The sequence below is a fragment of the Marinomonas sp. THO17 genome, assembly GCF_040436405.1.
Lineage (GTDB): Bacteria > Pseudomonadota > Gammaproteobacteria > Pseudomonadales > Marinomonadaceae > Marinomonas.
In genome coordinates this window covers 3,370,954-3,395,046 of record NZ_AP031575.1, presented here as the reverse complement: position 1 = coordinate 3,395,046, position 24,093 = coordinate 3,370,954, and the positions used below count along the sequence as shown (strand labels likewise).

General features: G+C 43.1%; 23 protein-coding genes and 1 other RNA gene. 10 read left to right on the top strand and 14 right to left on the bottom strand.

Going from position 1 to position 24,093, the window contains the following annotated elements; genetic code table 11:
• Nucleotides 1–4: 4 nt before the first annotated feature.
• Nucleotides 5–760, bottom strand: a complete 756-nt coding sequence (pomA, locus tag ABXS85_RS16025) for a flagellar motor protein PomA (RefSeq protein WP_353667529.1) — start codon at nt 758–760, stop codon at nt 5–7.
• A gap of 172 nt (nt 761–932) precedes the next feature.
• Between pomA and ABXS85_RS16020 the strand changes: the two genes are divergently transcribed.
• From ABXS85_RS16020 to ABXS85_RS16005, 4 genes are all read left to right on the top strand, one after another.
• Nucleotides 933–1,175: an exodeoxyribonuclease VII small subunit gene (locus tag ABXS85_RS16020; protein WP_353667528.1), complete on the top strand. Its 243-nt coding sequence runs from the start codon at nt 933–935 to the stop codon at nt 1,173–1,175.
• Complete coding sequence (gene ispA, locus ABXS85_RS16015) at nt 1,172–2,053, top strand: (2E,6E)-farnesyl diphosphate synthase (RefSeq protein WP_353667527.1); 882 nt, start codon at nt 1,172–1,174, stop codon at nt 2,051–2,053. Before ABXS85_RS16020 ends, ispA begins: the two co-directional genes overlap by 4 nt.
• A 48-nt stretch (nt 2,054–2,101) precedes the next feature.
• Entirely contained in the window at nt 2,102–3,982 is a 1,881-nt protein-coding gene (dxs, locus tag ABXS85_RS16010; RefSeq protein WP_353669786.1) for a 1-deoxy-D-xylulose-5-phosphate synthase, read from the top strand.
• A gap of 468 nt (nt 3,983–4,450) precedes the next feature.
• Entirely contained in the window at nt 4,451–5,650 is a 1,200-nt protein-coding gene (locus tag ABXS85_RS16005) for a putative manganese transporter (RefSeq protein WP_353667526.1), read from the top strand.
• A 51-nt stretch (nt 5,651–5,701) separates the two neighbouring features.
• On the opposite strand, the gene ABXS85_RS16000 is transcribed toward ABXS85_RS16005, so the two are convergent.
• Nucleotides 5,702–5,953 (bottom strand): TIGR03643 family protein, encoded by a 252-nt coding sequence (locus ABXS85_RS16000; protein ID WP_353667525.1) that lies wholly within the window; start codon nt 5,951–5,953, stop codon nt 5,702–5,704.
• 336 nt (nt 5,954–6,289) lie between these two features.
• Here ABXS85_RS16000 and ABXS85_RS15995 point away from each other — a divergent pair, with 336 nt between their 5' ends.
• The 3 genes from ABXS85_RS15995 to ABXS85_RS15985 all read left to right on the top strand — a co-directional run bounded on the left by ABXS85_RS15995 (nt 6,290) and on the right by ABXS85_RS15985 (nt 9,457).
• Nucleotides 6,290–7,294 carry an ABC transporter substrate-binding protein gene (locus tag ABXS85_RS15995; protein ID WP_353667524.1) on the top strand — a complete coding sequence of 335 codons (1,005 nt, stop codon included), beginning with the start codon at nt 6,290–6,292 and terminating at the stop codon, nt 7,292–7,294.
• An 83-nt stretch (nt 7,295–7,377) separates the two neighbouring features.
• Nucleotides 7,378–8,280: a proline/glycine betaine ABC transporter permease gene (locus ABXS85_RS15990; RefSeq protein ID WP_353667523.1), complete on the top strand. Its 903-nt coding sequence runs from the start codon at nt 7,378–7,380 to the stop codon at nt 8,278–8,280.
• Nucleotides 8,270–9,457, top strand: coding sequence for a glycine betaine/L-proline ABC transporter ATP-binding protein (locus ABXS85_RS15985; protein WP_353667522.1), 1,188 nt, complete (start codon nt 8,270–8,272; stop codon nt 9,455–9,457). The genes ABXS85_RS15990 and ABXS85_RS15985 overlap by 11 nt, the downstream gene beginning before the upstream one ends.
• Nucleotides 9,458–9,579: 122 nt before the next feature.
• On the opposite strand, the gene ABXS85_RS15980 is transcribed toward ABXS85_RS15985, so the two are convergent.
• The 4 genes from ABXS85_RS15980 to prfB form a co-directional block, all read right to left on the bottom strand.
• On the bottom strand, nt 9,580–9,897 hold the full coding sequence (locus tag ABXS85_RS15980; protein ID WP_353667521.1) for a hypothetical protein: 318 nt from the start codon (nt 9,895–9,897) through the stop codon (nt 9,580–9,582).
• Between the two features lie 293 nt (nt 9,898–10,190).
• Nucleotides 10,191–11,249 (bottom strand): histidinol-phosphate transaminase, encoded by a 1,059-nt coding sequence (gene hisC / locus ABXS85_RS15975; RefSeq protein WP_353667520.1) that lies wholly within the window; start codon nt 11,247–11,249, stop codon nt 10,191–10,193.
• Between the two features lie 106 nt (nt 11,250–11,355).
• On the bottom strand, nt 11,356–12,855 hold the full coding sequence (gene lysS, locus ABXS85_RS15970; RefSeq protein WP_353667519.1) for a lysine--tRNA ligase: 1,500 nt from the start codon (nt 12,853–12,855) through the stop codon (nt 11,356–11,358).
• Nucleotides 12,856–12,905: 50 nt separating this feature from the next.
• Nucleotides 12,906–14,001 (bottom strand): peptide chain release factor 2 gene (gene prfB / locus ABXS85_RS15965; RefSeq protein ID WP_353667518.1). Its coding sequence is split into 2 segments (ribosomal slippage): nt 12,906–13,928 and nt 13,930–14,001, totalling 1,095 coding nucleotides; the frame shifts between segments, so codons are not numbered across the junction.
• Between the two features lie 144 nt (nt 14,002–14,145).
• Between prfB and ABXS85_RS15960 the strand changes: the two genes are divergently transcribed.
• From ABXS85_RS15960 to ABXS85_RS15950, 3 genes are all read left to right on the top strand, one after another.
• On the top strand, nt 14,146–14,445 hold the full coding sequence (locus tag ABXS85_RS15960) for a cell division protein ZapA (protein ID WP_353667517.1): 300 nt from the start codon (nt 14,146–14,148) through the stop codon (nt 14,443–14,445).
• Nucleotides 14,446–14,567: 122 nt separating this feature from the next.
• Nucleotides 14,568–14,745, top strand: a non-coding RNA gene (gene ssrS / locus ABXS85_RS15955) — 6S RNA.
• A gap of 4 nt (nt 14,746–14,749) precedes the next feature.
• Nucleotides 14,750–15,325: a 5-formyltetrahydrofolate cyclo-ligase gene (locus tag ABXS85_RS15950; RefSeq protein ID WP_353667516.1), complete on the top strand. Its 576-nt coding sequence runs from the start codon at nt 14,750–14,752 to the stop codon at nt 15,323–15,325.
• 13 nt (nt 15,326–15,338) lie between these two features.
• On the opposite strand, the gene traF (ABXS85_RS15945) is transcribed toward ABXS85_RS15950, so the two are convergent.
• The 8 genes from traF (ABXS85_RS15945) to astE form a co-directional block, all read right to left on the bottom strand.
• Complete coding sequence (gene traF / locus ABXS85_RS15945; protein ID WP_353667515.1) at nt 15,339–16,610, bottom strand: conjugal transfer protein TraF; 1,272 nt, start codon at nt 16,608–16,610, stop codon at nt 15,339–15,341.
• Between the two features lie 98 nt (nt 16,611–16,708).
• Complete coding sequence (gene traF / locus ABXS85_RS15940) at nt 16,709–17,989, bottom strand: conjugal transfer protein TraF (RefSeq protein WP_353667514.1); 1,281 nt, start codon at nt 17,987–17,989, stop codon at nt 16,709–16,711.
• 231 nt (nt 17,990–18,220) lie between these two features.
• On the bottom strand, nt 18,221–19,060 hold the full coding sequence (kdsB, locus tag ABXS85_RS15935; protein WP_353667513.1) for a 3-deoxy-manno-octulosonate cytidylyltransferase: 840 nt from the start codon (nt 19,058–19,060) through the stop codon (nt 18,221–18,223).
• The gene (locus ABXS85_RS15930; protein ID WP_353667512.1) at nt 19,020–19,610 is read right to left on the bottom strand and encodes an HAD-IIIA family hydrolase; all 591 of its coding nucleotides are present in this window, start codon (nt 19,608–19,610) and stop codon (nt 19,020–19,022) included. The genes kdsB and ABXS85_RS15930 overlap by 41 nt, the downstream gene beginning before the upstream one ends.
• A 3-nt stretch (nt 19,611–19,613) precedes the next feature.
• The gene (gene kdsA, locus ABXS85_RS15925) at nt 19,614–20,471 is read right to left on the bottom strand and encodes a 3-deoxy-8-phosphooctulonate synthase (protein WP_353667511.1); all 858 of its coding nucleotides are present in this window, start codon (nt 20,469–20,471) and stop codon (nt 19,614–19,616) included.
• 51 nt (nt 20,472–20,522) lie between these two features.
• Nucleotides 20,523–21,497, bottom strand: coding sequence for a KpsF/GutQ family sugar-phosphate isomerase (locus ABXS85_RS15920; protein WP_353667510.1), 975 nt, complete (start codon nt 21,495–21,497; stop codon nt 20,523–20,525).
• A gap of 160 nt (nt 21,498–21,657) precedes the next feature.
• Nucleotides 21,658–22,728, bottom strand: a complete 1,071-nt coding sequence (locus tag ABXS85_RS15915) for a zinc ABC transporter substrate-binding protein (RefSeq protein WP_353667509.1) — start codon at nt 22,726–22,728, stop codon at nt 21,658–21,660.
• 73 nt (nt 22,729–22,801) lie between these two features.
• Nucleotides 22,802–23,824, bottom strand: a complete 1,023-nt coding sequence (gene astE, locus ABXS85_RS15910) for a succinylglutamate desuccinylase (protein WP_353667508.1) — start codon at nt 23,822–23,824, stop codon at nt 22,802–22,804.
• Between the last annotated feature and the right edge of the window lie 269 nt (nt 23,825–24,093).

Sequence of the window (24,093 nt, the reverse complement as noted above, 5' to 3'; positions counted from 1 at the left end):
AAAATTATTCGCGCTCTGCACGTTTACTTTCTGCCAGATAGGTTTTCAATGCGCCATCCAAAATACGCGGATTTTGACCAGACTGAATGGCCAATAGAGCATCAAGTATCATACGCTGACAAGTTAGCTCTTCATCAGCTCGCGTCATCAATTTCGCTTGGATAGGAAGACACACCATGTTCGCTAACATAGCACCATACATGGTGGTTAGGAGTGCGACAGCCATTGCTGGACCTATGGCTTTAGGATCATCCATGTTCGCCAACATCTGTACAAGACCAACCAAGGTGCCAATCATGCCCATTGCTGGCCCCACATCACCGAACGCTTTGAAAACTTTTGCGCCCTTAGTATGCCGGTAGTAGGATTGATCCATATCTTTGCTGAGCTGGCTTTTGACCACATTACTGTCGTGACCATCCACCAGCATTTGAATGCCTTTTGATAGAAAAGGATGGCTAACCTCTTTTCCCTCTAAAGACAATAAACCACCTTTACGAGCCTCATCAGCCAAACCGTAAACTTCATCAATCAAGGTATCCAAAGGAACACTTTTAAACATGAAAGCTTTTGCGGCGACTTTCCCTGCGCCTAGAAATTGCGCTAATGGGTATTGCATTAGCACAACAAATGTCGATCCTACTATTACAATCAAAATTGAAGCGGTATCTATAAACATACCGGCAGAGCCACCAACAAAGATGGCTGCGATGACAACAATGAAGGATCCAACGAGTCCTATTAACGTTGCGATATCCACATACGTCTCCTAACAAAAAGCGTTTTTTCTAACTGGTACAGTCGTGATTCTATATGAAAGAATAAGCTTCAACGGCAACTTCTTGCATGATTTTTGTAATTTTCATCAATTCTCTCTCGAACAGTAAGCTTTTTTCTGTTAAAAAACGTAGGTTTTATCAAGAGTAACTAACATGTCACGTAAAAACAGTGTCCGCTACTTTGAAGAAAACCTTGGCGAACTTGATGCCTTGGTAACTCAACTTGAGTCAAATCAACTTTCTCTTGAGGAAGCTCTAAAAGCTTTCGAGAAAGGTGTTAAACTCAGTCAAGAATGTCAGTCCGTTCTCACCCAAGCCGAACAAAAAGTTCAGATTTTACTTGAAAAACAAGATGGTGAGCATTTAGAAACCTTTGACCCGGAATCCAGTTCGTGACCCTAGACGATTTTTCACAATTTGCCCGCCGCCGAGTTGATCATTACCTCACACAACACCTAGACCAATATGCTCCTGCCGCTCATCTACAAGAAGCCATGGCTTACAGTCTTTTTAATGGTGGCAAACGAGTTCGCCCCATGTTGACCTATGCCGTGGCCAGTTTGTTTGATGAGATAAACGAGCTAACAGATGCTAGCGCCGCGGCCATTGAGTCCATTCATGCCTACTCACTCATTCACGATGACTTACCCGCTATGGATGACGATGACCTGCGTCGTGGCAAACCCACTTGCCATGTTCAGTATGATGAAGCAACTGCCATACTAGCAGGTGATGCCTTACAAACCTTCGCCTTCGAACTGCTAAGTCATTCACAACATACCAACGCTAACGTGCAACTTCAATTAATTCAAGAACTTATTCACGCATCTGGACGACATGGTATGGTAACAGGACAAATGATCGATCTTATAAGTGTAGGTCAAAATATAGATAAAGATGCACTACAGCAGATGCATCAACATAAAACAGGCGCTTTGATTCGTGCCAGTATTCGTATGGGTGCTATCAGCGTTGGCATACAAAATTCAGAAAAAATGCAACAACTTGATCAATATGCCAATGCCATTGGTTTGGCTTTTCAAGTTCAAGATGACATCATCGATATCACCAGCGATACCAAGACACTTGGCAAAAATCAATTTTCTGATGAACAAGCTAATAAACCCACTTACCCTAAACTGCTGGGATTAAAGGAAGCGCAAGCCTTTGCTAATTCGTTACATCAGCAAGCATTAAACGCCATTTCTCCTTTTGGTAAGTCGGCACAGCCATTAGTTGAGCTTGCTAACTATATTATTGGGCGTAACCACTGATATACTTATCCGCCTTTTAAAATTATTTGTGTGACCAAACCTGTGCCCATGTTTGAAGAAATACCAACAGCGCGACCCATTACACCTTTACTTGATCAGATAAATTCACCTGAAGATTTGCGCGCCTATAGCAAAGACCAGTTGCCACAACTCATTCGTGAGCTTAGAGAATTCATGCTTTACAGTGTGGGGCAAACAGGTGGGCACTTCGGCGCAGGACTTGGCGTAGTGGAATTAACTGTTGCCCTGCATTATATCTACCATACGCCTGAAGACCGAATAGTTTGGGATGTTGGTCATCAAGCTTACCCTCATAAGATATTGACTGGGCGACGTGAAGCACTGCTTAAGATCCGACAAGAAAATGGTATTTCAGGTTTCCCTAAACGTGAAGAAAGTCAGTACGACACCTTTGGTGTTGGGCACTCCAGTACTTCCATCGGTGCCGCTTTGGGTATGGCACTAGCGGCGAAGCAATTCAATACAGGTCGTAAAGCCGTCGCTGTTATCGGTGATGGTGCTATGTCTGCAGGCATGGCTTTTGAAGCACTCAACCACGCGGGCCATGAAAAGGCTGACATGCTAGTCATTCTTAATGATAACGAAATGTCTATCTCCAAACCTGTTGGCGCCCTATCCAGTTACTTTGCCAGAATCTGGGCCAGTAAAACCTATGACAGCATTCGTAAAGGGGGTCAAAAAGTCTTTTCAGGACTTCCGTCGGCTCTTGAGCTTGCACGCAAAGCAGAAGAGCATATGAAAGGTATGGTATCCCCTGGCATGATGTTTGAGGAACTTGGCTTTAATTATATTGGTCCAATCGACGGTCACGATATTGATCACCTGCTGACCACCATTGCCAATTTAAAAGATCGTGAAGGACCACAGTTTCTGCATGTCATCACCAAAAAAGGCAAGGGGTTTGAGCCAGCAGAAGGCGACCCTATTGGTTATCATGCTATTAATAAAATTGAACCCGATCCCGTGCCAAACAAAACCTCTAGCAAACTGCCAAAATACTGTAATGTGTTTGGTCAATGGATCTGTGATGTGGCCGAACAAGATGATAAATTGGCCGCCATCACACCAGCGATGAAAGAAGGTTCTGACCTGATTGCCTTCGCTGAACGTTTCCCTGAAAGATACTTTGATGTGGCCATTGCCGAACAGCATGCGGTTACTTTGGCGGCCGGTATGGCTTGTGATGGTGTAAAACCTGTGGTGGCCATTTATTCTACCTTCTTACAACGCGCTTATGATCAATTGATCCATGATGTTGCGCTGCAAAACTTAGACGTACTCTTTGCGATAGATCGTGCGGGACTAGTTGGTGAAGACGGTCCAACTCATGCTGGTGTTTATGATTTAAGTTACTTACGTTGTATTCCAAACATGGTTGTCATGGCACCTTCAGACGAAAACGAGTGCCGTAAAATGCTGCAGACTGGTTATCAATATCAAGGCCCAGCTGCTGTTCGTTATCCTCGTGGCACTGGACCTGGTGTCAGCATAGAGAAAGCGTTAGAAACCATTGCCATAGGCAAGTCTCGACAACTACGCGAAGGTCAATCTGGTATTGTTATTTGCAGCTTTGGTCGCCCAACATACGATGCTCTTGAGGCAGCCGAGTACTTAGACGCTAGCTTAATCGATATGCGCTTTGTCAAACCTTTGGATGAACAAGCCATATTAGAAAACAAAAAAGCCAGGTTATTAGTCACTGTAGAAGAAAACGCCATTATGGGTGGAGCAGGCTCCGCGGTAAGTGAATTCTTATTAGCAAATAATATTCATCTACCTGTTTTGCATTTAGGATTACCCGATCAATATGAAGAACATGCCTGTCATCAGGCTATGCTGAAGCGGGTAGGTCTGGACTCGCAAGGCATTATTAATAGCATCAAAGCGAAACTGGCCACCCTAAACTGATGACTTTTTTAGCCTGACTCATCTTAAATAGACAGTCTTCTAATACACAAACTGTACAAGCATAAAAAACCTTCTGTGTCTGGGTGCACAGAGGATTTTTATGCTTGTAGAGTCGAAATCCTATGAGAAAAACTGCTAACAAGTAGAAGAAATCTGTATTCCTCTGGCTATTCACCCTTCACCCTTCACCCTTCACCCTTCACCCTTCACCCTTCACCCTTCACCCTTCACCCTTCACCCTTCACCCTTCACCCTTCACCCTTCACCCTTCACCCTTCACCCTTCACCCTTCACCATCAAACATAATCACCACTTGTGTTATGAACAATCTTAGAGCTGCTTTTTGCCCATTTTTATCCAACTTAAATCCATTTTATAAATGAATCCTATAGCTGAAAAAAGAAATCACTTGTATTAACGCGAATATAAATGATAATTACTTTTATTATATTTAATAGGGTATAGACCTTGCAGTTGAATCTACCTCTCGCAAATCATGTTTTTCGTTTAACTCAATTCAATAAGCGTTATCTCATAGTATTTGCAGTCTTAAGCCTGTGGCTGATCCCAGACTTTCAAACTAGGGTTACGGGTGTACTTTCAGATGCTTTTTTACAAGTCTCTGCATTTGTTGCGGCGACTTTAGCCATTTACTATGGATTCAGCCACCACCTATCGACAAAGGGTTGGCAAAATTGGATTCATCAGAAGCCTTATCGTGAAATTGTTTACGCGGGCCTAATGGGCATACTTCCGGGTTGTGGGGGAGCCATTGTCGTCATAACACAATACACAAGAGGACAAATTGGCTTTGGTGCCGTTGTCGCGGTACTCACCAGCACGATGGGAGACGCGGCTTTTTTGCTCATCAGTCAACGCCCCCAACAAGCAATCATTGTATTGTCCATCAGTTTTCTAATAGGTATTGTCTCTGGCCTTATTACCAATCGTTTTCTACCTAGTCCAGCTCCTATATCACTGACACCAAATACTGATACTAAACACATACGACCCGACCAAACGAAAAATTACCGAGCAAATTCAATGGATGTTTGGATCAGCCGCCTCAATGTTGCCTTTTGGTGCTTACTGATCCTTCCTGTCAGTGTGGTAGCACTGTTATTAGCAATGCAATATAACGTCAACTTACTATTGGGCTTTCCGGATCAATTAATTGAAGACATAGGGGCGATAGCAGGTTTCACCTGCCTTCTACTTTGGGCTTTATCAGCCAAAACTGACAGTTTCACAGAGTTGACCAAAGAAAATGACAACCGCCTGCCGAAACATTGGCTACGCAAAGTGGCACAAGATACTCAATTTGTTACCAGTTGGGTCGTTGTCGCATTTTTGTGTTTTGAGTTTCTAAATCATTACACTGGTGGCAATATCTTGTCTCTGATTGAAAGCTTTGAAAGTGGTAGTGTTTTCTTTGCCGCCTTAATGGGTTTGTTACCTGGCTGCGGCCCGCAGATCATGATAACAGGCTTATATTTACAAGGCGCCATTCCACTATCAGCGCAACTGGCAAACGCCATAAGCAATGATGGTGATGCCTTGTTTCCTGCCATTGCACTAGCACCAAGAGCGGCTTTACTCGCCACACTTTACTCCACTGTTCCTGCTCTTATTGCTGGCTATGGTTACTATTGGTTATTTGAAATGTGACGTTAAACGAAATTACTGACAGTAATCTCAGACTCAAATCACTTAATACAATTATCTTGGCTTGTACTGACTTGGACTATAGGCTCGAATCACCTCTGGTGAGCGATACTGAAGATGCTTAGTTTTACGACCTGATACGCGTTTACGCCACATTCTGAAACTAGCCGCTTTCATTTCTGAGCGCATTAACTTGATTACTTCCGATTCAGACAAGCCGTACTCTTTAGTAATGGCTTCAAATGGCGTTCTGTCTTCCCAAGCCATTTCTATGACTCGGGAAATGTCATGTTCAAACAAACTCATAATAAAAGATCCAATGTGCTCTGTTAGATAGCTTACGAATAGCAAACATTCTTGGATCAAGTGAACAACTCACCATCTTCTGAAAGCCTCTCTATCACTCAACTTGAAGCTTAAAGATAAAAATATTACAACTCTAAATTAGATGCCATTTCAAAGTGATAATATCTACTCAAAATTGTCTTTCCATCAGATAAATAAGACATTTTAGATACATTTAATCACAACTAAACTCGTCAAATATTTGATATATAAAGATTAGAGATGTAAATTAATAGTCATCACTCCATAAAAATAAACCAGATTTTTCGTAAGAAATCTTCACTGAAGGACATAAAAATGAAAAGTAAATTACTGCTTTCTGTCGCCCTTACTTTTGGCGCAACAGGTGCATTTGCGGCTCACCATGAATGTGGCAAAGTCACGATTGCAGACATGAACTGGAGCTCAGCTTCTCTAATCGCTAATGTCGACAAATTTATTCTCAGTAATGGTTTTGATTGCGATGCAGAGTTGGTACCTGGCGATACTATGCCAACGGGTACTTCCATGATAGAAAAAGGTCAGCCTGACATTGCCCCAGAACTTTGGACTAACTCCTTCAATGCTGTATTAAATCAAGGTGTTGATGAAGGCCGTTTAAAGTTAGCAGGTAAATCGCTTTCAGATGGCGGCGAAGAAGGTTTTTGGGTTCCTGCTTACATGGTTGAAGAAGACCCTGAACTGGCTACGATAGAAGGTGTCATCAAACACGCTAAAGAATTCCCTCACCCTGAAAACGATGAGGTTTCTGGCTTTTATGGATGTCCTGCAGGCTGGGGTTGTCAAATTTCAGGCGCCAATTTATTCCGTGCACTGAAGTTAGATGAAGCTGGCTTCGAACTGATTGATCCAGGTTCTGGTGCTGGTCTCGCAGGTTCTATTGCCAAGGCATACGAACGTAAAGCGCCTTGGTTTGGTTACTACTGGGCACCAACCGCGATATTAGGTAAATACAAAATGGTCAAAGTCGACTTTGGCTCTGGCGTTAACAAAGATGACTTTGTTAACTGTATCGCCTTGGCCGATTGTTTAGAACCTAAAGTCTCCATGTATCCGCCTTCTCCTGTGTATACCATCACCACAGATGAATTCGCAGAGAAAGCACCAGAAGCTTATGAATATCTGAGTAAACGCTCTTTCACCAATGAACAAATGAACGGCTTATTGGCTTGGATCGAGGAAAACCAAGCTGATGGTCAATACGCGGCTGAAAACTTTATGTTTGAACATGAAGACATCTGGTCTCAGTGGGTCAGCAAGGATGTGAAAGACAAATTACTGAAAGCACTTGATACTTTATAAGTTCGCCTAACAGCAAACCCTCACGAGTAAGCCAGCTGCTTGCTCGTGATATTTCCTTCCTGATTTAATCGAAAGAATACACTATGGCAGATCAATCATGGCTCACAGAATTCCCCGACATGAGCCGCAGAGAACTTTTGGGAATACGCAAAACCTTAGACGGCGCTTACCGTGATTTTTCTCGCGCCTACGGCGACCAGATCGAAGCCTTCTTCGATCCATTATTAAGTTTCCTAGTATGGTTTGAAAACCTGTTACTGAACACGCCTTGGTGGCTGGTACTGGGGTTGCTTACCGGTTTGGTCTATTTCATGAGCCGTTCTTGGAAACTGAGTGTTGGCGTCACCCTTTCCATGTTACTCATTGGTTATTTTGGTATGTGGGATGACACCATGCGCACACTTAGCATCATCACAGTTTGTACCTTCTTAGCGATTCTATTGGGTATTCCTGTGGGGATATTGATGGCTCGCTCCAATCGAGCACAATCCATCATTACCCCATTATTAGATATTATGCAGACCATGCCAGCCTTCGTTTACTTAATTCCCGTCGTCATGTTGTTAGGCATTGGCAAAATTCCGGGGTTAATTGCTGTCGTCATCTATGCTATTCCACCTGTCATTCGATTAACCAATCTCGGTATTCGCTTGGTGCCACATGAGACTTTGGAAGCCGCCACGGCCTATGGTGCTACACCAACACAGCGCTTGTTTGGTGTGCAGTTACCACTGGCGATGCCTACCATAATGGCAGGCATTAACCAAACTATTATGATGGCGCTAGCCATGGTCGTCATTGCCTCTATGATAGGCGTAAAAGGATTGGGGCAGCCTGTACTAAAATCCATCACCAATCAGTATTTTACTCTAGGGTTACTCAACGGTCTGGCCATTGTTGCCCTCGCCATCATGTTTGATCGGGTGTCACAGAGTTATGCAAAACGTACTCAGAAACACCTAGGAGGCGATCAAAATGGACACTAATACGACGCCGCTGATTGAAATCGAATCCTTGTATCAAATATTTGGCCCCCATTCTGAAAAAGTCTTGCCCAAAGTTAAAGACGGAATGAGCAAAAGTGATGTGTTAGCAGAAACAGGTCACACCGTGGGGTTACGCGATATTAACCTATCAGTAAAGCGTGGTGAGATCTTTGTCATCATGGGGTTATCTGGCTCAGGTAAGTCAACTCTCATTCGTCATTTTAATCGTTTAATCGATCCAACGGCCGGTAAGATCAAAGTAGAAGGCGATGATATTCTCACCTTGAGTGCAAAAGACTTAATTGAATTTCGACGCCACAAAATGTCCATGGTATTCCAACACTTTGGCCTAATGCCACACCATTGCGTACTGGATAATGTTGGTTATGGCTTGTCTATCCAGGGAGAAAAACCAGAAGTATGGAAAGAAAAGGCCAAACACTGGTTAGAAGTGGTCGGTTTAGAAGGCTATGAAGATCAATACCCATCACAATTATCAGGTGGTCAACAGCAGCGTGTTGGTCTTGCTCGAGCACTTTGTACCGACGCAGAAATTCTGCTAATGGACGAAGCCTTTTCAGCACTGGATCCTCTGATTCGATTTGACATGCAAACTCAGTTGATTGAGTTACAAGCCAAGCTCCAGAAAACCATTATTTTCATCACCCACGATCTCGACGAAGCACTACGACTCGGCGATCGCATTGCGGTGTTAAAAGACGGAGAGATGGTGCAAGTGGGTACTCCAGAAGACATCATTCTCAATCCTGTAGACGATTATGTACGGGATTTTGCTAAAGACGTTAATCGTGCTAAAGCACTTAAAGTCAGTCACATAATGGACAAGGATTTAAGCCTGATCGTGGACTGCGAAAAAGCAGAAGATCTCATGCCAGCATTTGCCGACCATGACTTCCTCATTTGGACCCATCAAAAAACACTGCAAGGTGTGGTCAGTCAAAATCGACTACAAGCTTATTTAGCAGGGCAAGTAGACTCACCTTTACTGCATCAAACCAGTATAAAAAAGAAAGAGTATCTGCAATTTGTCTTACCATTGGCGTTAAAAACAGATCACGATCTGTTGCCAGTATTGGACGCTAACAACAAAGTCATTGGCAGTTTATCAAATGAAGCATTGTCTCACGTGCTTAGCCCTAGTTTTGATGCCTCTTAAAGCACTAATAAGTGCTTTGTTTCATCTATAAAAAAGGAAGCAATTGCTTCCTTTTTTTAAGACTTTCATGATGTCAGGCCATAAAGCCGTACCAAATCCGAAATGATGTTGTATCTCGTTGGTTATAAAATTCGTTGCGTATTTTTTTGAAAGCCTTGCTTAGACAAGCGCCACACAATGCCCACCAGCAAAAACACTATATGAAAGGCAATTAACAATAAATAAGCATCGCCAAAAACGGTTTCCCTGGTTGCTAAATTAGAACTTAAAAAGGAGGCGTTAATAATATTAATGCCAAAGGTAATGGCAGCTAAGATAGGTTGAGATCGAAATGCCAGCATGGCCAAAATACTACTGAACATGGCAATAAAAATACCACCCATAGGCACAAAAATGGATAATGTTCCAGACACTAATGCCACAATAGATAAAGTACTCATAGTTATTCGTCCCTATTTTCTTACTTCTACTTCTAAAGATATTAACCTTGATACAAAAAGGATAATTTAAGCCAACTTTTGCATGTTTTAAGTACATTTACCTGAAAAAGCTAACCTATATCAACAAATTGTTCAAAATTAATACAATCGATACTACTGCGAACTTTTTTGATTTGCAACTTTAATTCATAATTAATCAAACATTGCAATATATCGATACATTTTATTACGAAATAATTAGAAAACGGAGATAAAACAATGCCCTCTATAAAACGTGAAAGGATGATCCTGCTTTATAAAGTTTGCAAAGCTGAAATTAATGCTTGCATCTCTTTATCAGTCCCAATGGTAATACGTAGATACTCGCCAATACGCGGCTTATTTCCAAAGTAGCGCACCAGAATCCCCTGCTCTTTTAAAGACAAATAAATTTGTTCTGCAGATTTACTAGGGTGAGTTGCAAATACAAAATTGGTCGCAGAAGGCAATAATTCATAACCTAATCTATTTAAAGCCTTAACTGTGAACTCTCGAGTAGCAATGGTCTTTTCACAAATCTCTTGTAGATAAGCTGTGTCCTCTACTGCCGCCGTCGCCCCAGCCAAAGCAATACGATCAATGGGGTAGGAATTAAAAGAGTTTTTTAGACGCTCCAAACCTTCGATCAAATCCGCGTGCCCAAAAGCATAACCAACACGAATCCCCGCCAGAGCACGAGATTTTGACATGGTTTGCACTACCAAAAGATTTGGATATTGATTCACCAAACCCACCGCACTTTGTGCCCCAAAATCTACATAGGCTTCATCCACCAAGACCACGACATCAGGATTAGCTTGCAAAATCACCTCGATATCCGCCAACGGCAAAGCTTTTCCAGTTGGCGCATTAGGGTTAGTCACCACCACACCCGATACGTCTAAGTCTTGATAATCCCGTGCAACAATGTCAAAGGTATCGTTTAGTGGAATCAACTTGGGTTCGATGCCATATAAGCCTGCGTAGACTTTATAGAAGCTATAAGTAATGTCCGCAAACGCCAGTGGCTTACCAGCTGCAAAATAGCCCATAAAGGCTAAAGCCAAGACTTCATCCGAACCGTTACCAACAAACACCTGATTGGTCTCAAGCTGGTACTGTTGAGCAAGTGATTTCTTTAAGCTCACACAATTTGGGTCTGGATACAATCGTAAGCTTTCATTCACTTCAGCCGCCATGGCTTGCAAGGCTTTTGGAGATGGGGAATAAGGGCTTTCGTTAGTATTAAGCTTAATGTACTTCTTATCTTGCGGCTGCTCACCCGGCACATAGGGATCTAGGGAAGCAATTTTATCTGTCCAAAAACGACTCATTCCAGTCTCCAATCAATAAGGCAACCGCCTTACATACAATCATTACCATAAAAAGAAGGCCTCAATTGAGGCCTTATTCATTATCTTACTCTGATGCAGGCCTAACTCAGTCTTGAGGACGCATATGCGGGAACAACAAGACATCACGAATGGATGGCGCATCAGTAAACAACATTACCAAGCGGTCAATACCAATCCCTTCACCAGCGGTTGGTGGTAAGCCGTATTCCAATGCATTGATGTAGTCGGCATCATAATGCATGGCTTCATCATCACCTGCATCTTTCTCTTCAACCTGACGACGAAAACGCTCTGCTTGATCTTCAGGGTCATTCAGCTCTGAGAAACCATTCGCAATTTCACGACCACCTACAAAAAACTCAAAACGATCGGTAATGAACGTATTATCATCATTGCGTCGCGCCAATGGCGACACTTCTGCAGGGTATTCTGTGATAAAAGTCGGCTGGTCCAACTTGTGCTCAGCGGTTTCTTCAAAGATTTCTGTCCACAGTTTACCTAAGCCCCAAATAGGCTTCACATCGATTTTCAGCTTTTTCGCCACTGCTGTGGCTTTCTCAAGCGTTTCTAGATCGGCAGCGGTCAACTCTGGATTGTAATGCAGAATCGATTCCAACATGGTCATACGCACAAATGGTGCCCCAAAATCGTATTCTGAACCTTGGTAAGTCACCTTAGTTGTACCCAGAACTTGCTGTGCCACTGTGCGCAACATGTCTTCTGTCAAATCCATTAGATCTTTATAATCTGCGTAAGCTTGGTAAAACTCTATCATAGTGAACTCAGGATTATGACGAGTCGACACCCCTTCATTACGGAAGTTGCGGTTAATTTCGAAAACTCGCTCAAAACCACCCACAACCAAACGCTTCAAGTAAAGCTCAGGCGCAATACGCAAGTACATGTTCATGTCCATCGCGTTGTGATGGGTAATGAAAGGACGCGCCGTGGCACCACCAGGAATGGTTTGTAGCATAGGCGTTTCCACTTCCATAAAACGACGATCTTCTAGGAAACGACGAATGGTAGAAATGATCTTTGAACGTACTTGAAAAATATCACGGGATTCTTGATTAACAATCAAATCCACATAACGCTGACGATAACGCATTTCCATATCAGACAAACCATGATGTTTATCTGGCAAAGGTCGCAAGGATTTGGTCAACAACTCAGCCGATTGCATATCAATATACAAATCGCCTTTGCCGGATTTGTGTACAGGGCCTGTTACACCAATGATGTCACCTAAATCCCAGGTTTTTTGTTCTGCCAATAATTCTGGGCTCAATGCTTTACGATTCACATAAGCCTGAATCTGACCAGACATGTCTTGTAGTAACATAAAAGCGCCACGGTTACGCACAATACGACCGGCGATGCTGACTTGATGGTCTTTCTCTTCCAGCTCAGCTTTCTCTAGTTCTGCAAATTCCGCTTGCAAATCAGCTGCGTAGGCATCGCGACGAAAAGTATTTGGGAAGGCATTACGCTGTTCACGTAGTGCTGCTAACTTACCGCGTCGCTCCGCGACAAGGCGATTATCTTCAGATTGTAAACTGCTTTCTGTGTTTTCGTTTGCCATGACTTTGCTATCTACTCTTTAAACTTTTCAAAAATTAGGAAGGCTGTTGATTACAGGCCTTGCTTTAAACTTGCGACAATAAACTGGTCCAAATTACCATCCAACACAGCACCAGTATTCGAACTTTCCACGCCAGTACGTAAATCCTTAATACGCGAAGAATCCAATACGTAAGAGCGAATTTGACTGCCCCAGCCTATGTCGGACTTACTGTCTTCAACCGCTTGCGCCGCTTCAGTACGTTTCATCATTTCCAGTTCGTACAACTTGGCACGCAATTGCTTCATTGCGAAATCTCGGTTAGCGTGCTGCGAACGCTGGTTTTGACATTGCACAACAATACCAGTTGGCACGTGAGTAATACGCACCGCCGAATCTGTGGTGTTAACGTGCTGACCACCAGCACCAGATGAGCGATAGGTATCAGTACGTAAATCTGCCGGATTAATATCAATTTCCACGTTATCGTCTATCTCAGGGGACACAAACACAGACGCAAAAGACGTATGTCGACGGTTGCCTGAGTCAAACGGTGATTTACGCACTAAACGATGAACACCCGTCTCAGTTCGCAACCAACCAAAGACATACTCACCTTCAAAACGAATGGTCGCAGACTTGATACCAGCCACCTCCCCGGCAGACACTTCCACCAGATCCACCTTAAAACCTTTGTCTTCCCCCCAACGCAAATACATACGTAACAACATATTTGCCCAGTCTTGGGCTTCTGTACCACCAGAGCCTGACTGAATATCTAAGAAGGCGTTGTTGGCATCCATTTCTTTGGAGAACATACGACGAAATTCTAATTTGCCTAGCAAATCTTCTAGATCAGCAAGCTCAAGTTCAACCGCTTCAACAGAATCTGCATCATTTTCTTCGACCGCAATGTCCAACAATTCTTTGGCATCAGCCAAACCATTGTCCATACTTTCTAAAGTATTAACGACCGCCTCTAAAGATGAACGTTCTTTGCCCAGTTTTTGAGCATATTCTGGATCGTTCCAAACATCAGGATCTTCTAATTCTCGGTTAACTTCTTCTAAGCGTTCTTTCTTTGCATCGTAGTCAAAGATACCCCCGGAGGGTAAGGGCACGTTCGGATAGGTCTTTTATTTGTGAAAGTATCGGGTTTATTTCCATATTGGCGTCAATTTGCTATAAACAGTGTGGATAAAATTAATTCGGAATTGTAACGAATTTAGTCGCAGCATAAAATGCCATTCGCTACTCAATGATGGAAAAACTGACCATTTTTTGTGGGCCTCGCTATCAACTGGAGTCAATATGGATAAGCCAACTGTTTCAGTCGCCATACTGGGACAAACATACAAGATACATTGTCCGAAAGGACATGAGGCGGAATTAAAAGAAGCCGCAGAGTATTTAGACAATCAAATGCGTGAAATCAAAGCCAGCGGCAAAATCGTTGGCCTAGAAAAAATTGCCGTGCTAGCCGCATTGAATATTACTCATGATATGCTTTCAGGCCGTAAATACGCTCGCTCTAATGAACAACAGCTTCGAGAATTAACGTCTCAGCTTGATGCCGCACTAGCACACGACGACAAAGTGGCGAACGAGTAAGCGATCACTCCTGTTCGTTTGAACAGGACCTAAAGCATAGAAAACGAAAACTCTTCATACTGCTCAGTAAGGCGAATGGCTCAACCCCGTGATTTTTATTAGCACTTGCACTATACTTCACTCGTTTCCTGGGTTGTGCGTAGCGGCTTAACGCCCTTGAGCCTATGAGTAATACCCTGGAAAAGGCCTGCTGATTTGGTGTGCATGTCCGTGCGTCGGAAAGCCTAAAGAATCACAGCTTTTTCCACCTTGAACCACTGGGTTCAAGGCCAATAGTCGAAACGGCAACTTGGGAAACCCTTTCATGACCAATACAAGACTCAATCGTCAATCACTGCGCCAATCCTTACGTCAAGCAAGACGCCAATTGTCTCCACAGCAGCAAAATCAAGCCGCTCAAGCCCTGCTTGAACAAACCCTACAGTCCCCTTGGCTGCAAACAGCAAAGCGTGTTGCCTTATATCTTGCTAATGATGGAGAAATTTCGCCACACCTCATATGTGAGTATTGCTGGCAACACAAGATCACAACCTATTTACCTGTGGTTCAGGACAAGCACTTAGAGTTTGCCCTATATAAAGCTAACAGTTTGTGGCAGAACAATCGCTTTGGCATAGCAGAACCCAAAACATCTGAATATGTTAAACCAGATGAACTCGATCTGATATTCATGCCATTAGTTGGCTTTGACGCCCAAGGGGGTCGTTTAGGCATGGGAGGAGGGTTTTATGATCGCAGTTTTGCACATAAAAAATCACAACAAAAACCCTTACTCATTGGTCTCGCACACGACTGTCAACAAGTAGAAAAGCTGCCTTTAGAAGATTGGGATGTTCCATTGGAAGGAATACTAAGCCCCAGTCAAAGCATTCAAATCTAATGTATTAATTAGCCTAGAAAGCTAAATTGTAAGCGATAGAAAAATACACGCTGCGTGGTAGGTCTTCGCCGCTGTTTCTCTGCGTACTATAGGCTAAGTCCAAATCTAAACGACGAAACAGTGTTGTGCCCATGGTCATATAACTCAGTTTACTGCCAACTTCATTTTTTCGATACCCTAAACGAATGCCGGGAAAGATAAGATTATCGCTAAAATAGGACAAAGATATCATGCTCCATTGATGCTTATCTCCAACAGGATCTGCTACAGAGTTGACGTCGTGTGAAACCGCAATGGACCAATTTTGATTGGTAGACATAAGCGCCGCATCTACCGTCAATTGCGCTTTCATTTTATAAGTATCATTCAAACTCAGCTGACCATTCTCTGCTAATCGTCTTATGGCGTTACATTTCGACAAGGCTGCGTCTGACAATCCAGCACAATTTCCAATCTCATCAAAATCAAATTCAGGTTCGTTGATGCTGGTCACTGTGGCACCAAATTGGTAATTTTTCGCCGTCCAAATCGCCCCCAAATCCAAACTGATATTTGATTGGGCATTCTTACGACTCATAAAAAAGTCATCAAATGCATCTGAGACATCGTCATCCTCACTGGTCAATACCGCAACCTCTTGCCCTAATCCCATACTGTGAAAATTCAGCTTCCCACCCAATATCCAAGCACCACTCACAGGCCGCCCCAGAGATTGGCTATAACCCACACCAAAGCGGTAATCGGTCACCTTCTTAACATGAACAGAGGTATCAGAAACAAGTTCAACATTGGCACCTGAGCTATCCTGTTCAATATCATCCGCTAACACCCCAACACGATTCACAAATGAGGCATCAGCATCCAGAACAAAAGCACCACGCTTATTCGTTTTATAAATAATTGGAGTGAAGGGAGCATGTACCGAACCTGAGAATTTCACATAAGCTGTCTGACCTATATTACTTAAAATACCATTGGCTTGGTTAATAGCAGCCTGAGCAGTGGCAGTATCAGTGTAGTTAGCATCAAGAATATCTTCTAAATCGTCAACTTGATCTTCAAGATCTTCTACATCTCCAATCTCAAAACCTATATTCAATGGCCCTAAAAAACCCGTTCGGAAGCTTGAGATATTGGTCATCAAATAAGGCGCTGCTGGATTAAATGAGGAGGTTATTAATGACTGACGGTTAGCATAACTTCCGAGCACTGTATTAGTTCCCGTTGGGTAATAAGCCATTGCTCCAGTGCTTATTAATCCCATTAATAACAATAAATAGCGCATCAATGTATCGTCCAGTTAGAGAAACCTACCTATTCTCGCGCTCAAAAAAAGCCGAAAACCTTAATAGGTTATCGGCTTTTTTCCTGATACTTTACTCATTAAAATGCGGTGTCGTAACCTATTGAAATAAAACCACTACGTGGCAACTCATCACCGTCTTCATCCTTAACTGTGTCTGTTGCAATTGCTAAATCTAGGTTTAAGCGCTTTAGAATGGTCAATCCAGCACTGACATAACTTAACTCTGTACCTGCCATATTTTGACGGTAGCCAACACGCAAACCCGGCAAGAAGTGAGAATCACCATAGTAAGAAAGGGAAGCCGCTGCCCACTGATATTCATCTCCCACAGCGTCTTTTACTGCATTCGTATCGTAAGACATGCCTAGGGTGAACTGCTTGCCAGACGTCGATAAGGCTAAATCCACCGTGGTTTGCATTTCCATGACGTATTTTTGACCAGACGTCACTTTACCATTATTAATAAGATTTCCAGCAGCAATACAACTACGGCTACCACATGTTGTATCTAACGTAACACCATCAAATTCTGGTTCATTGATATTGGCAACAGTGACACCTAACTGATAATTATGCGATACCCAAACTGCACCCAAGTCGACTCCTACACCACTAGATTCAACCGAATCATCATCTATGGCGTCAGAAATAGCATCATCAGCTTCAGTAGTATCATCATCCAAGGCAACCAGAGCATGCCCCATAGAAATATTATGCATAGTGGCCTTCACGCCCCCAACCAACATGCCGTGTGAGTTTTCCCACATGGATTGGCTGTAGCCTAATCCAATAGCCAAATCAACAGCGGTTCTGGCTTGAAATGATGTATCTGACTCTAGCTCGTCTGTATTTACAATATTTATGTCATTTGTTATTAAATTACCGCTAGCCACGCTTGAAATACTAGCATCTAACATGAAGGCACCATTGTTATCTGTTTTGTAGATAACTGGCATTAACGGAACCTGCATACCGACAGACGTTTTGATATAAGCTGAATCACCAATTTCATTTAAAATAGCGTTTGCTTCATTAAGTCCATTCTGAGCTGCAATTGCGTTTGCATAATTCGCATCCAAAATATCCTCGATCTCTTCCATACGATCACCCAGATCGCTGACATCGCCCATTTCCACACCTATGCTCAGTGGGCCAAGAATACCAAAACGAAAGTTGTCGTCATCTTGCTCATTCACCATTAAAAAAGGCGCAGCAGGGTTACCTAATGCCGTGGCAAGTGCACGCTTATTGGGAGAACTACTGAGAACAAAGCTGGAACCAATAGGTTGGTTAACAGGCATGGCCGCCATGGCTGCTGTGCTCAATAAACTGGTGGAGAGAACAAGTAACTTTTTCATGATGAGATCCTTCAAGTAATGCAAACTAAATACACATTAGTAAGAAAATATTACATTTGAAGTAAAAGTAAACCCATAACTTACACAAAGCCAATAAAATGTGCATTATTTAAGCGTTTTATTAAGAAAGATATAACCAGCTGGAAAAAGATAACTAAACTCTCTAGTTGCCATTGTCTTTGTAAAAATAAAAGCTAACAGCAAAGTGAACAATTGAATGAGAGATTGATATTAGTCATTCTCTGTCGTCAGATGATGACGCAATTTCTCTAAATCTTCGGGGGTGTCCACACCGTGAGACGGCAAACTGTCTGCAATGGCGACCTGAACCTTTATCCCCAAATGCAAAAAGCGAAGCTGCTCTAACTTTTCCCAACGCTCTAACGGCGACACAGGCAGTTCTACATATTTATTTAGCAAACTAGCACGATAGACGTATAAACCAATATGACGCATCACTGGTAGATCCAGAGGTAGACTCCCTGATACTTGGTTACTCTGCGTAACCTTCGCCAAGCCATCTCTGTCATAAGGAATAGGCGCACGGCTAAAGTACAAAGCACGCTGTTTGGCATCGCATACCACTTTTACAACATTAGGACTTAAATAATCTTTCATGTCATCAATAGCACACGCCACCGTCGCCATTGCAGATTCATTATCTCGCACTAATGCATTCACTGTGGCATGTATTAAGGTCACAGGGAGGAAAGGTTCATCTCCTTGAACATTGACAACGATTTCGTCACCCATCCACGCCATGTGGGAAGCCACTTCCGCCAAACGCTCCGTACCGTTTTCATGATCATCACGGGTCATCACTACCCGTGCGCCAAAGGCTTCTGCCGCATCAAAAATGGTTTGGTGATCTGTGGCAATGGTAACACTTTTGGCTCCCGCTTTGAGAGATAGCTCATGGACCCATTGCAAAACGGGTTTGCCACCGAGATCTGCCATCAACTTTTGTGGAAAACGCTGAGACGCAAAGCGTGCAGGAATCACTATGTGAAAATCAGGCAAAGTAGAAGCCTCAATCATGACGTTCAAACTCCGGTTGTTGAGCCAACTCATAGGCGGCCTCTAATGACATACGTGACGCTAAAATCAAATCCGCTACTTCCCTTGCCACACCTTGCCCTGCCGATTTTTTCAGCACCAAAGGACAATGGCGCAACAACAAGGTATGGGCATCCGCAGGACACAAGGCCATGCCAACTTGAGGCATGACTTGTAGGTCAATCACATCGTCTCCCACATAAGCAACTTGCGCCGCTGCTATGTCAAGCTGCTGAATCAGCTCAGCAAAGGCTGCCGCTTTATTATGACAACCAGGGTAAAAGTGCTCAATGTTCAAGTCCTGCATACGTTTACGCAAAGCCGGTGAATCTTTTGCAGTAATAACAGCAACCTTCACGCCCCACTTAGGCAATAACTTCATGGCAACGCCATCTTTGACATTGAAACGTTTAATGCTTTCACCCGACTCACTGTATAAAAGACCACCGTCTGTTAATACGCCGTCCACATCAAATACCACCAGTTTCAGTGCCTGCAATTTTGCCAATAATGGCGACTCAGGGGTCAGTACTGGATATTGTCCAAGCAAGGCTTGATCCATCATGATTTACGCACTCGTATCCAAGGTTTCGAAAGTTTTCACTAACTCGTCTAACTGCTTCATTTGCTTAAGGAATGGCGCCAGTTTAGCCAATGGTAAAGCACATGGTCCGTCACATTTGGCACTATCTGGTGTTGGGTGTGTTTCCAAGAAAAGACTGGATAAGCCTAGTGACATACCTGCGCGAGCCAATTCCGTCACCTGTGCTCGACGACCATCAGCTGAGTCTTCTCGTCCACCCGGGCGTTGTAATGAGTGCGTCACATCAAACATCACAGGATAATCGAATTTTTTCATTTCACCAAAGCCCAACATATCCACCACAAGATTGTTGTATCCCATCATGGTGCCACGCTCACACAACATCAGCTTGTCATTGCCCGCCTCTTCACATTTTTTCAAAATGTGCTTCATTTCATGAGGCGCTAAGAACTGAGCTTTTTTGATATTAATAACCGCATTGGTTTGCGCCATCGCGACCACTAAGTCTGTCTGACGAGACAAAAACGCAGGCAATTGAATCACATCCGCCACTTCCGCCACTGGTGCACACTGATAAGCTTCATGCACATCTGTGATCACAGGAACATTAAAAGTGTCTTTGATTTCTTGAAGAATTTTTAAGCCTTCTTCCATGCCGGGGCCACGAAAAGAATGGATGGAAGAACGATTGGCTTTATCAAACGAGCCTTTGAAGACATAGGGAATATCTAACGCTTGAGTCACTTTAACATGCTCTTCAGCAACCTTCATCGCCAGATCGCGAGACTCTAATACGTTCATGCCACTAAATAAGACAAATGGCAGATGATTGGCAACTTGGATGGTATCGCCGATTTTAATAATTTTAGAAGTTTGTGACATAAGCAATCCTATTACATTCTGTGTTATGCGATCGTTGATGGTAAATTGCGATCAGCGATCGTAAATTTCTAATATTCCAGACACTTTTTGTTCGTCATTAACGACCACCAAAAGGGTAATTTTATCCTTCAACATACGCTCTTCCGCTTCCACTATCATGATATTTTCATTGATGGTTTTCGGGTTAGCAGTCATCAGGCTGCCGATCTGTTTGTGCATTATGTCCTGTGTATCCTGCAACATAGCACGACGCAAATCCCCGTCAGTAAAAATACCTAATAGTTCACCCTCTTGTTGAACCAAGATCACCCCTTTGCGCCCCTGAGTCATGATATTAATGGCATCTTTCATAGATGTATTTGGCAAGCAAATAGGCAAGTTTTCCCTGTGCATTATGTCTTTGACACGGGTAAGAAGTTTGCGCCCTAAACTTCCCCCTGGGTGAAAACGAGCAAAGTCTTGCGGTTGAAAAGAGCGACATTCCATCAGCGCCACTGCCAAAGCATCTCCCATAGCCGTGGTCATGGTGGTAGAGGTGGTAGGAGCAAGATTGTTCGGGCAAGTTTCTCTATCAACAGAAATATCCAACACACAATCACAATGTTTGGCTAGTGTGGATTCCATGTTACCCACTAAAGCGATGCTTGGATTACCAAAACTCTTAAGAGACGGTAACAAACGCATCAACTCTTCCGTTTCGCCAGAATAGCTAATGAGAATCAGGATATCTTCCGCCTGAATCATACCCAAATCGCCGTGGAAAGCTTCACCCGGATGCAGAAAAAAGCTGGGAGTGCCTGTAGAGGCCAGGGTCGCGGCAATTTTTTTACCGATTAAACCTGACTTTCCCATACCACAAATGATGGTTCTTCCCTTACTGGTAAGAATCATACGCACGGCTTTGGCAAATTCATCGGTGACTTGCGAAGCAAGATTGGAAAGCGCTTGAGCTTGAGTTGACAAGGTTCGCTGAGCACTCGCAATTAAGGCATCCGTATCTATGCTCGTAGAAGATGGGACTGTCATATTTCCTCTCTGCTGATCAGACCGCTAAAAAGTGGCCTTATTATACAGAGTCATCTCTGACAACCAAAACAAAAAGAGCGCCACAAAGGGCGCTCTTTACTCTTTCTATCTGATTTTTAATCTTATTCTTAAGTAAGACTCACTCGCCATACCTGCGAATCTAGCGTAAACAGCTTGAGAAAGTATCTGCCATGCCTTCTAAGAAATTGTAGTAAGCATCACTATTCAGGGTAACTTTGCCACCCAAAGGATCCAGTGGAGCAGTATTAACTTTAGAGCCGTCCAACAAAGCTTTTACAATAGCTGGGCTAAACTGAGGTTCACTGAACACACACTGCACTTTGTTCTCTTCAATCATATGACGCAACTCAGCGACTTTTTTCGCACCTGGTTTACGCTCAGGACTGACGGTAATTTCACCAACATGATTCAAACCATATTGTTGCTCAAAATAGCTATAACCATCATGGAAAACAATGTAAGGAACATCATGCACTTTCGCCAAAGACGCTTTTACCTGCGCATCTACTGCTGCAACGCCTTGCTCAAATTTCGCTAAGTTGGCCTTATAATAACTGGCGTTTTGGCTGTCAATATCGGACAAACGTTGCGCCACGGCGGCAGCCAGTACTTTTGCATTTTCAGGTGATAACCAGACATGAGGATCAACACCTGTGTGGTCGTGTCCTTCATGTCCCTCATGATGCTCATCGTGATCGTGCCCTTCATGGTCATGCTCGTCGTGATCATGCCCTTCGTGGTCATCATGATGCTTGTCATGATCGTGTTCGTCGTGATCATCGTGATGCTTGTCATGATCATGTTCGTCATGGTGATCATGTTCTTCATGATCATGATGATCTTCGTCATGGTCATGATGATGCTCATGACCTTCAGCAAAATTATGCAGATTCATACCTTCCAGAGCCAACCATTCGATTGCCGTGTCTTCTTTGCCGGCATTTTCCAATGGTTTTTCCAAGAAGCGCTCTAATGACTCACCAACCCACACCACAGTATCAGCATTATTGATTTTACGTAAATCCGAAGGGCGTAAAGCAAAATCATGTGGCGAAGCAGAATTAGATACAATTTGTTCAATCTCAGCACGATCACCCGCAATGGCAGCAACCACCATAGAAACAGGTTTAATACTGGTAACCACCACAGGTTTTGCTAAAGCCAAAGGAGATAAAGCAGAAACACCTAAAGTCAATAAAAGCTTATTCATTCGTTAAACACCTCAAAAACGTTATAACGTAACAATACGATATTCAATATTATCTTTCAAGACACTTAACCGCTTATTCTATGGAGAAATATTCCTTAAGCTGAGATCGCACCACCAAGCCCGCTCTCTGTCCAATGGGTAATTTAGTATTAGGAAACACAATGGCATCGTCTTGCTGTTCAATGTGGTAATGCCCCAAACTCGACTCCGCCAGACAAAACCCTTGCCTAAAAGCGGTAAAGTTCGCCACATCATCAGTAATATTCAAACGATAGTCTTGCGCGTCTTTGATTAACGCCGTTACTACTTGAAACAGCTTAAGTTTGTCCACATCCTCTTGACGCAATTCGCCACTTACCATTAATTGCAATAAACAGCTCCTTAACCTTGCTAAATTGGCTGGATCATTATCACCAAACGCTCGCACTTTACCCAATTCAAGCGTAAAGGCTTGCGCAGCATGATGAGCAAAAGTGTAATAGGAAAAAGTTGTGGTTGCTTGATGGGAAAACAACACCGCCTCAACGTCGCAGGCGGCAAGGAAAGCTAACTGTTGCTGTTGATAGCGACCATTCGGAACGTATGGATGAACAGCAAACTTTTCATGGACCGAATCACGAATGGCAGTATGTAGATCATAATGTAAGCGCTTTGCATCGCGTCCTTTTTCATCTTCGAAAAAAGCGTTAACACATGCCTCCAAGTGTTCAGCTCGTTGTGCTTCATAACCCTGCTGTTGCTGCCAAGCACCACCAAACAAACGGTTAAGGTTGACCTCACAAAAGCGTTCTGCAATGAGGGCGGCTTTAGGGTTGCCTATAATGCATAGCAAACGAATGCCCAAACTCACTTTTCCAGACAATATGTCCATCACCAATTCATTAAGTAATTCAATTGGGCCAGTTTCATTGCCATGTATGCCTGCCGACAAAACTAAGCTGATATTAGCAACAGGCTGATTAGGTTCCAGACACAAAATGCCAGACCCTTGGTAAGAAGCATAACCACTCTGAAAAGCAAACATTTCCTTTTCATCGCCTTTTAAATTTTCTGGGTTCGCTAGGGTATGGGCCAAAAAATCTTGATCCTTGAACATAGAAATACCATTTGTAGTGTGCTGCATAGCCATCGAATATTTTTACCTGCGCTGTATGCTATTTATCGTATGATAACCATTCAGCTCATGAAAAAAGAGCACCCTCACCTACAGAATGCATTCTATAAAAGGAAATCGTAAATTAAGGTCGCATTTACAACACTTTTTCACCCCCTCATTAAAAAGCATCAAACAGAGGCATTATCTGTCCTTGATAAAGTATCTAAAGCTTTTCTTTGCAACCAAATGCCGATACCCTTTCACTTTGA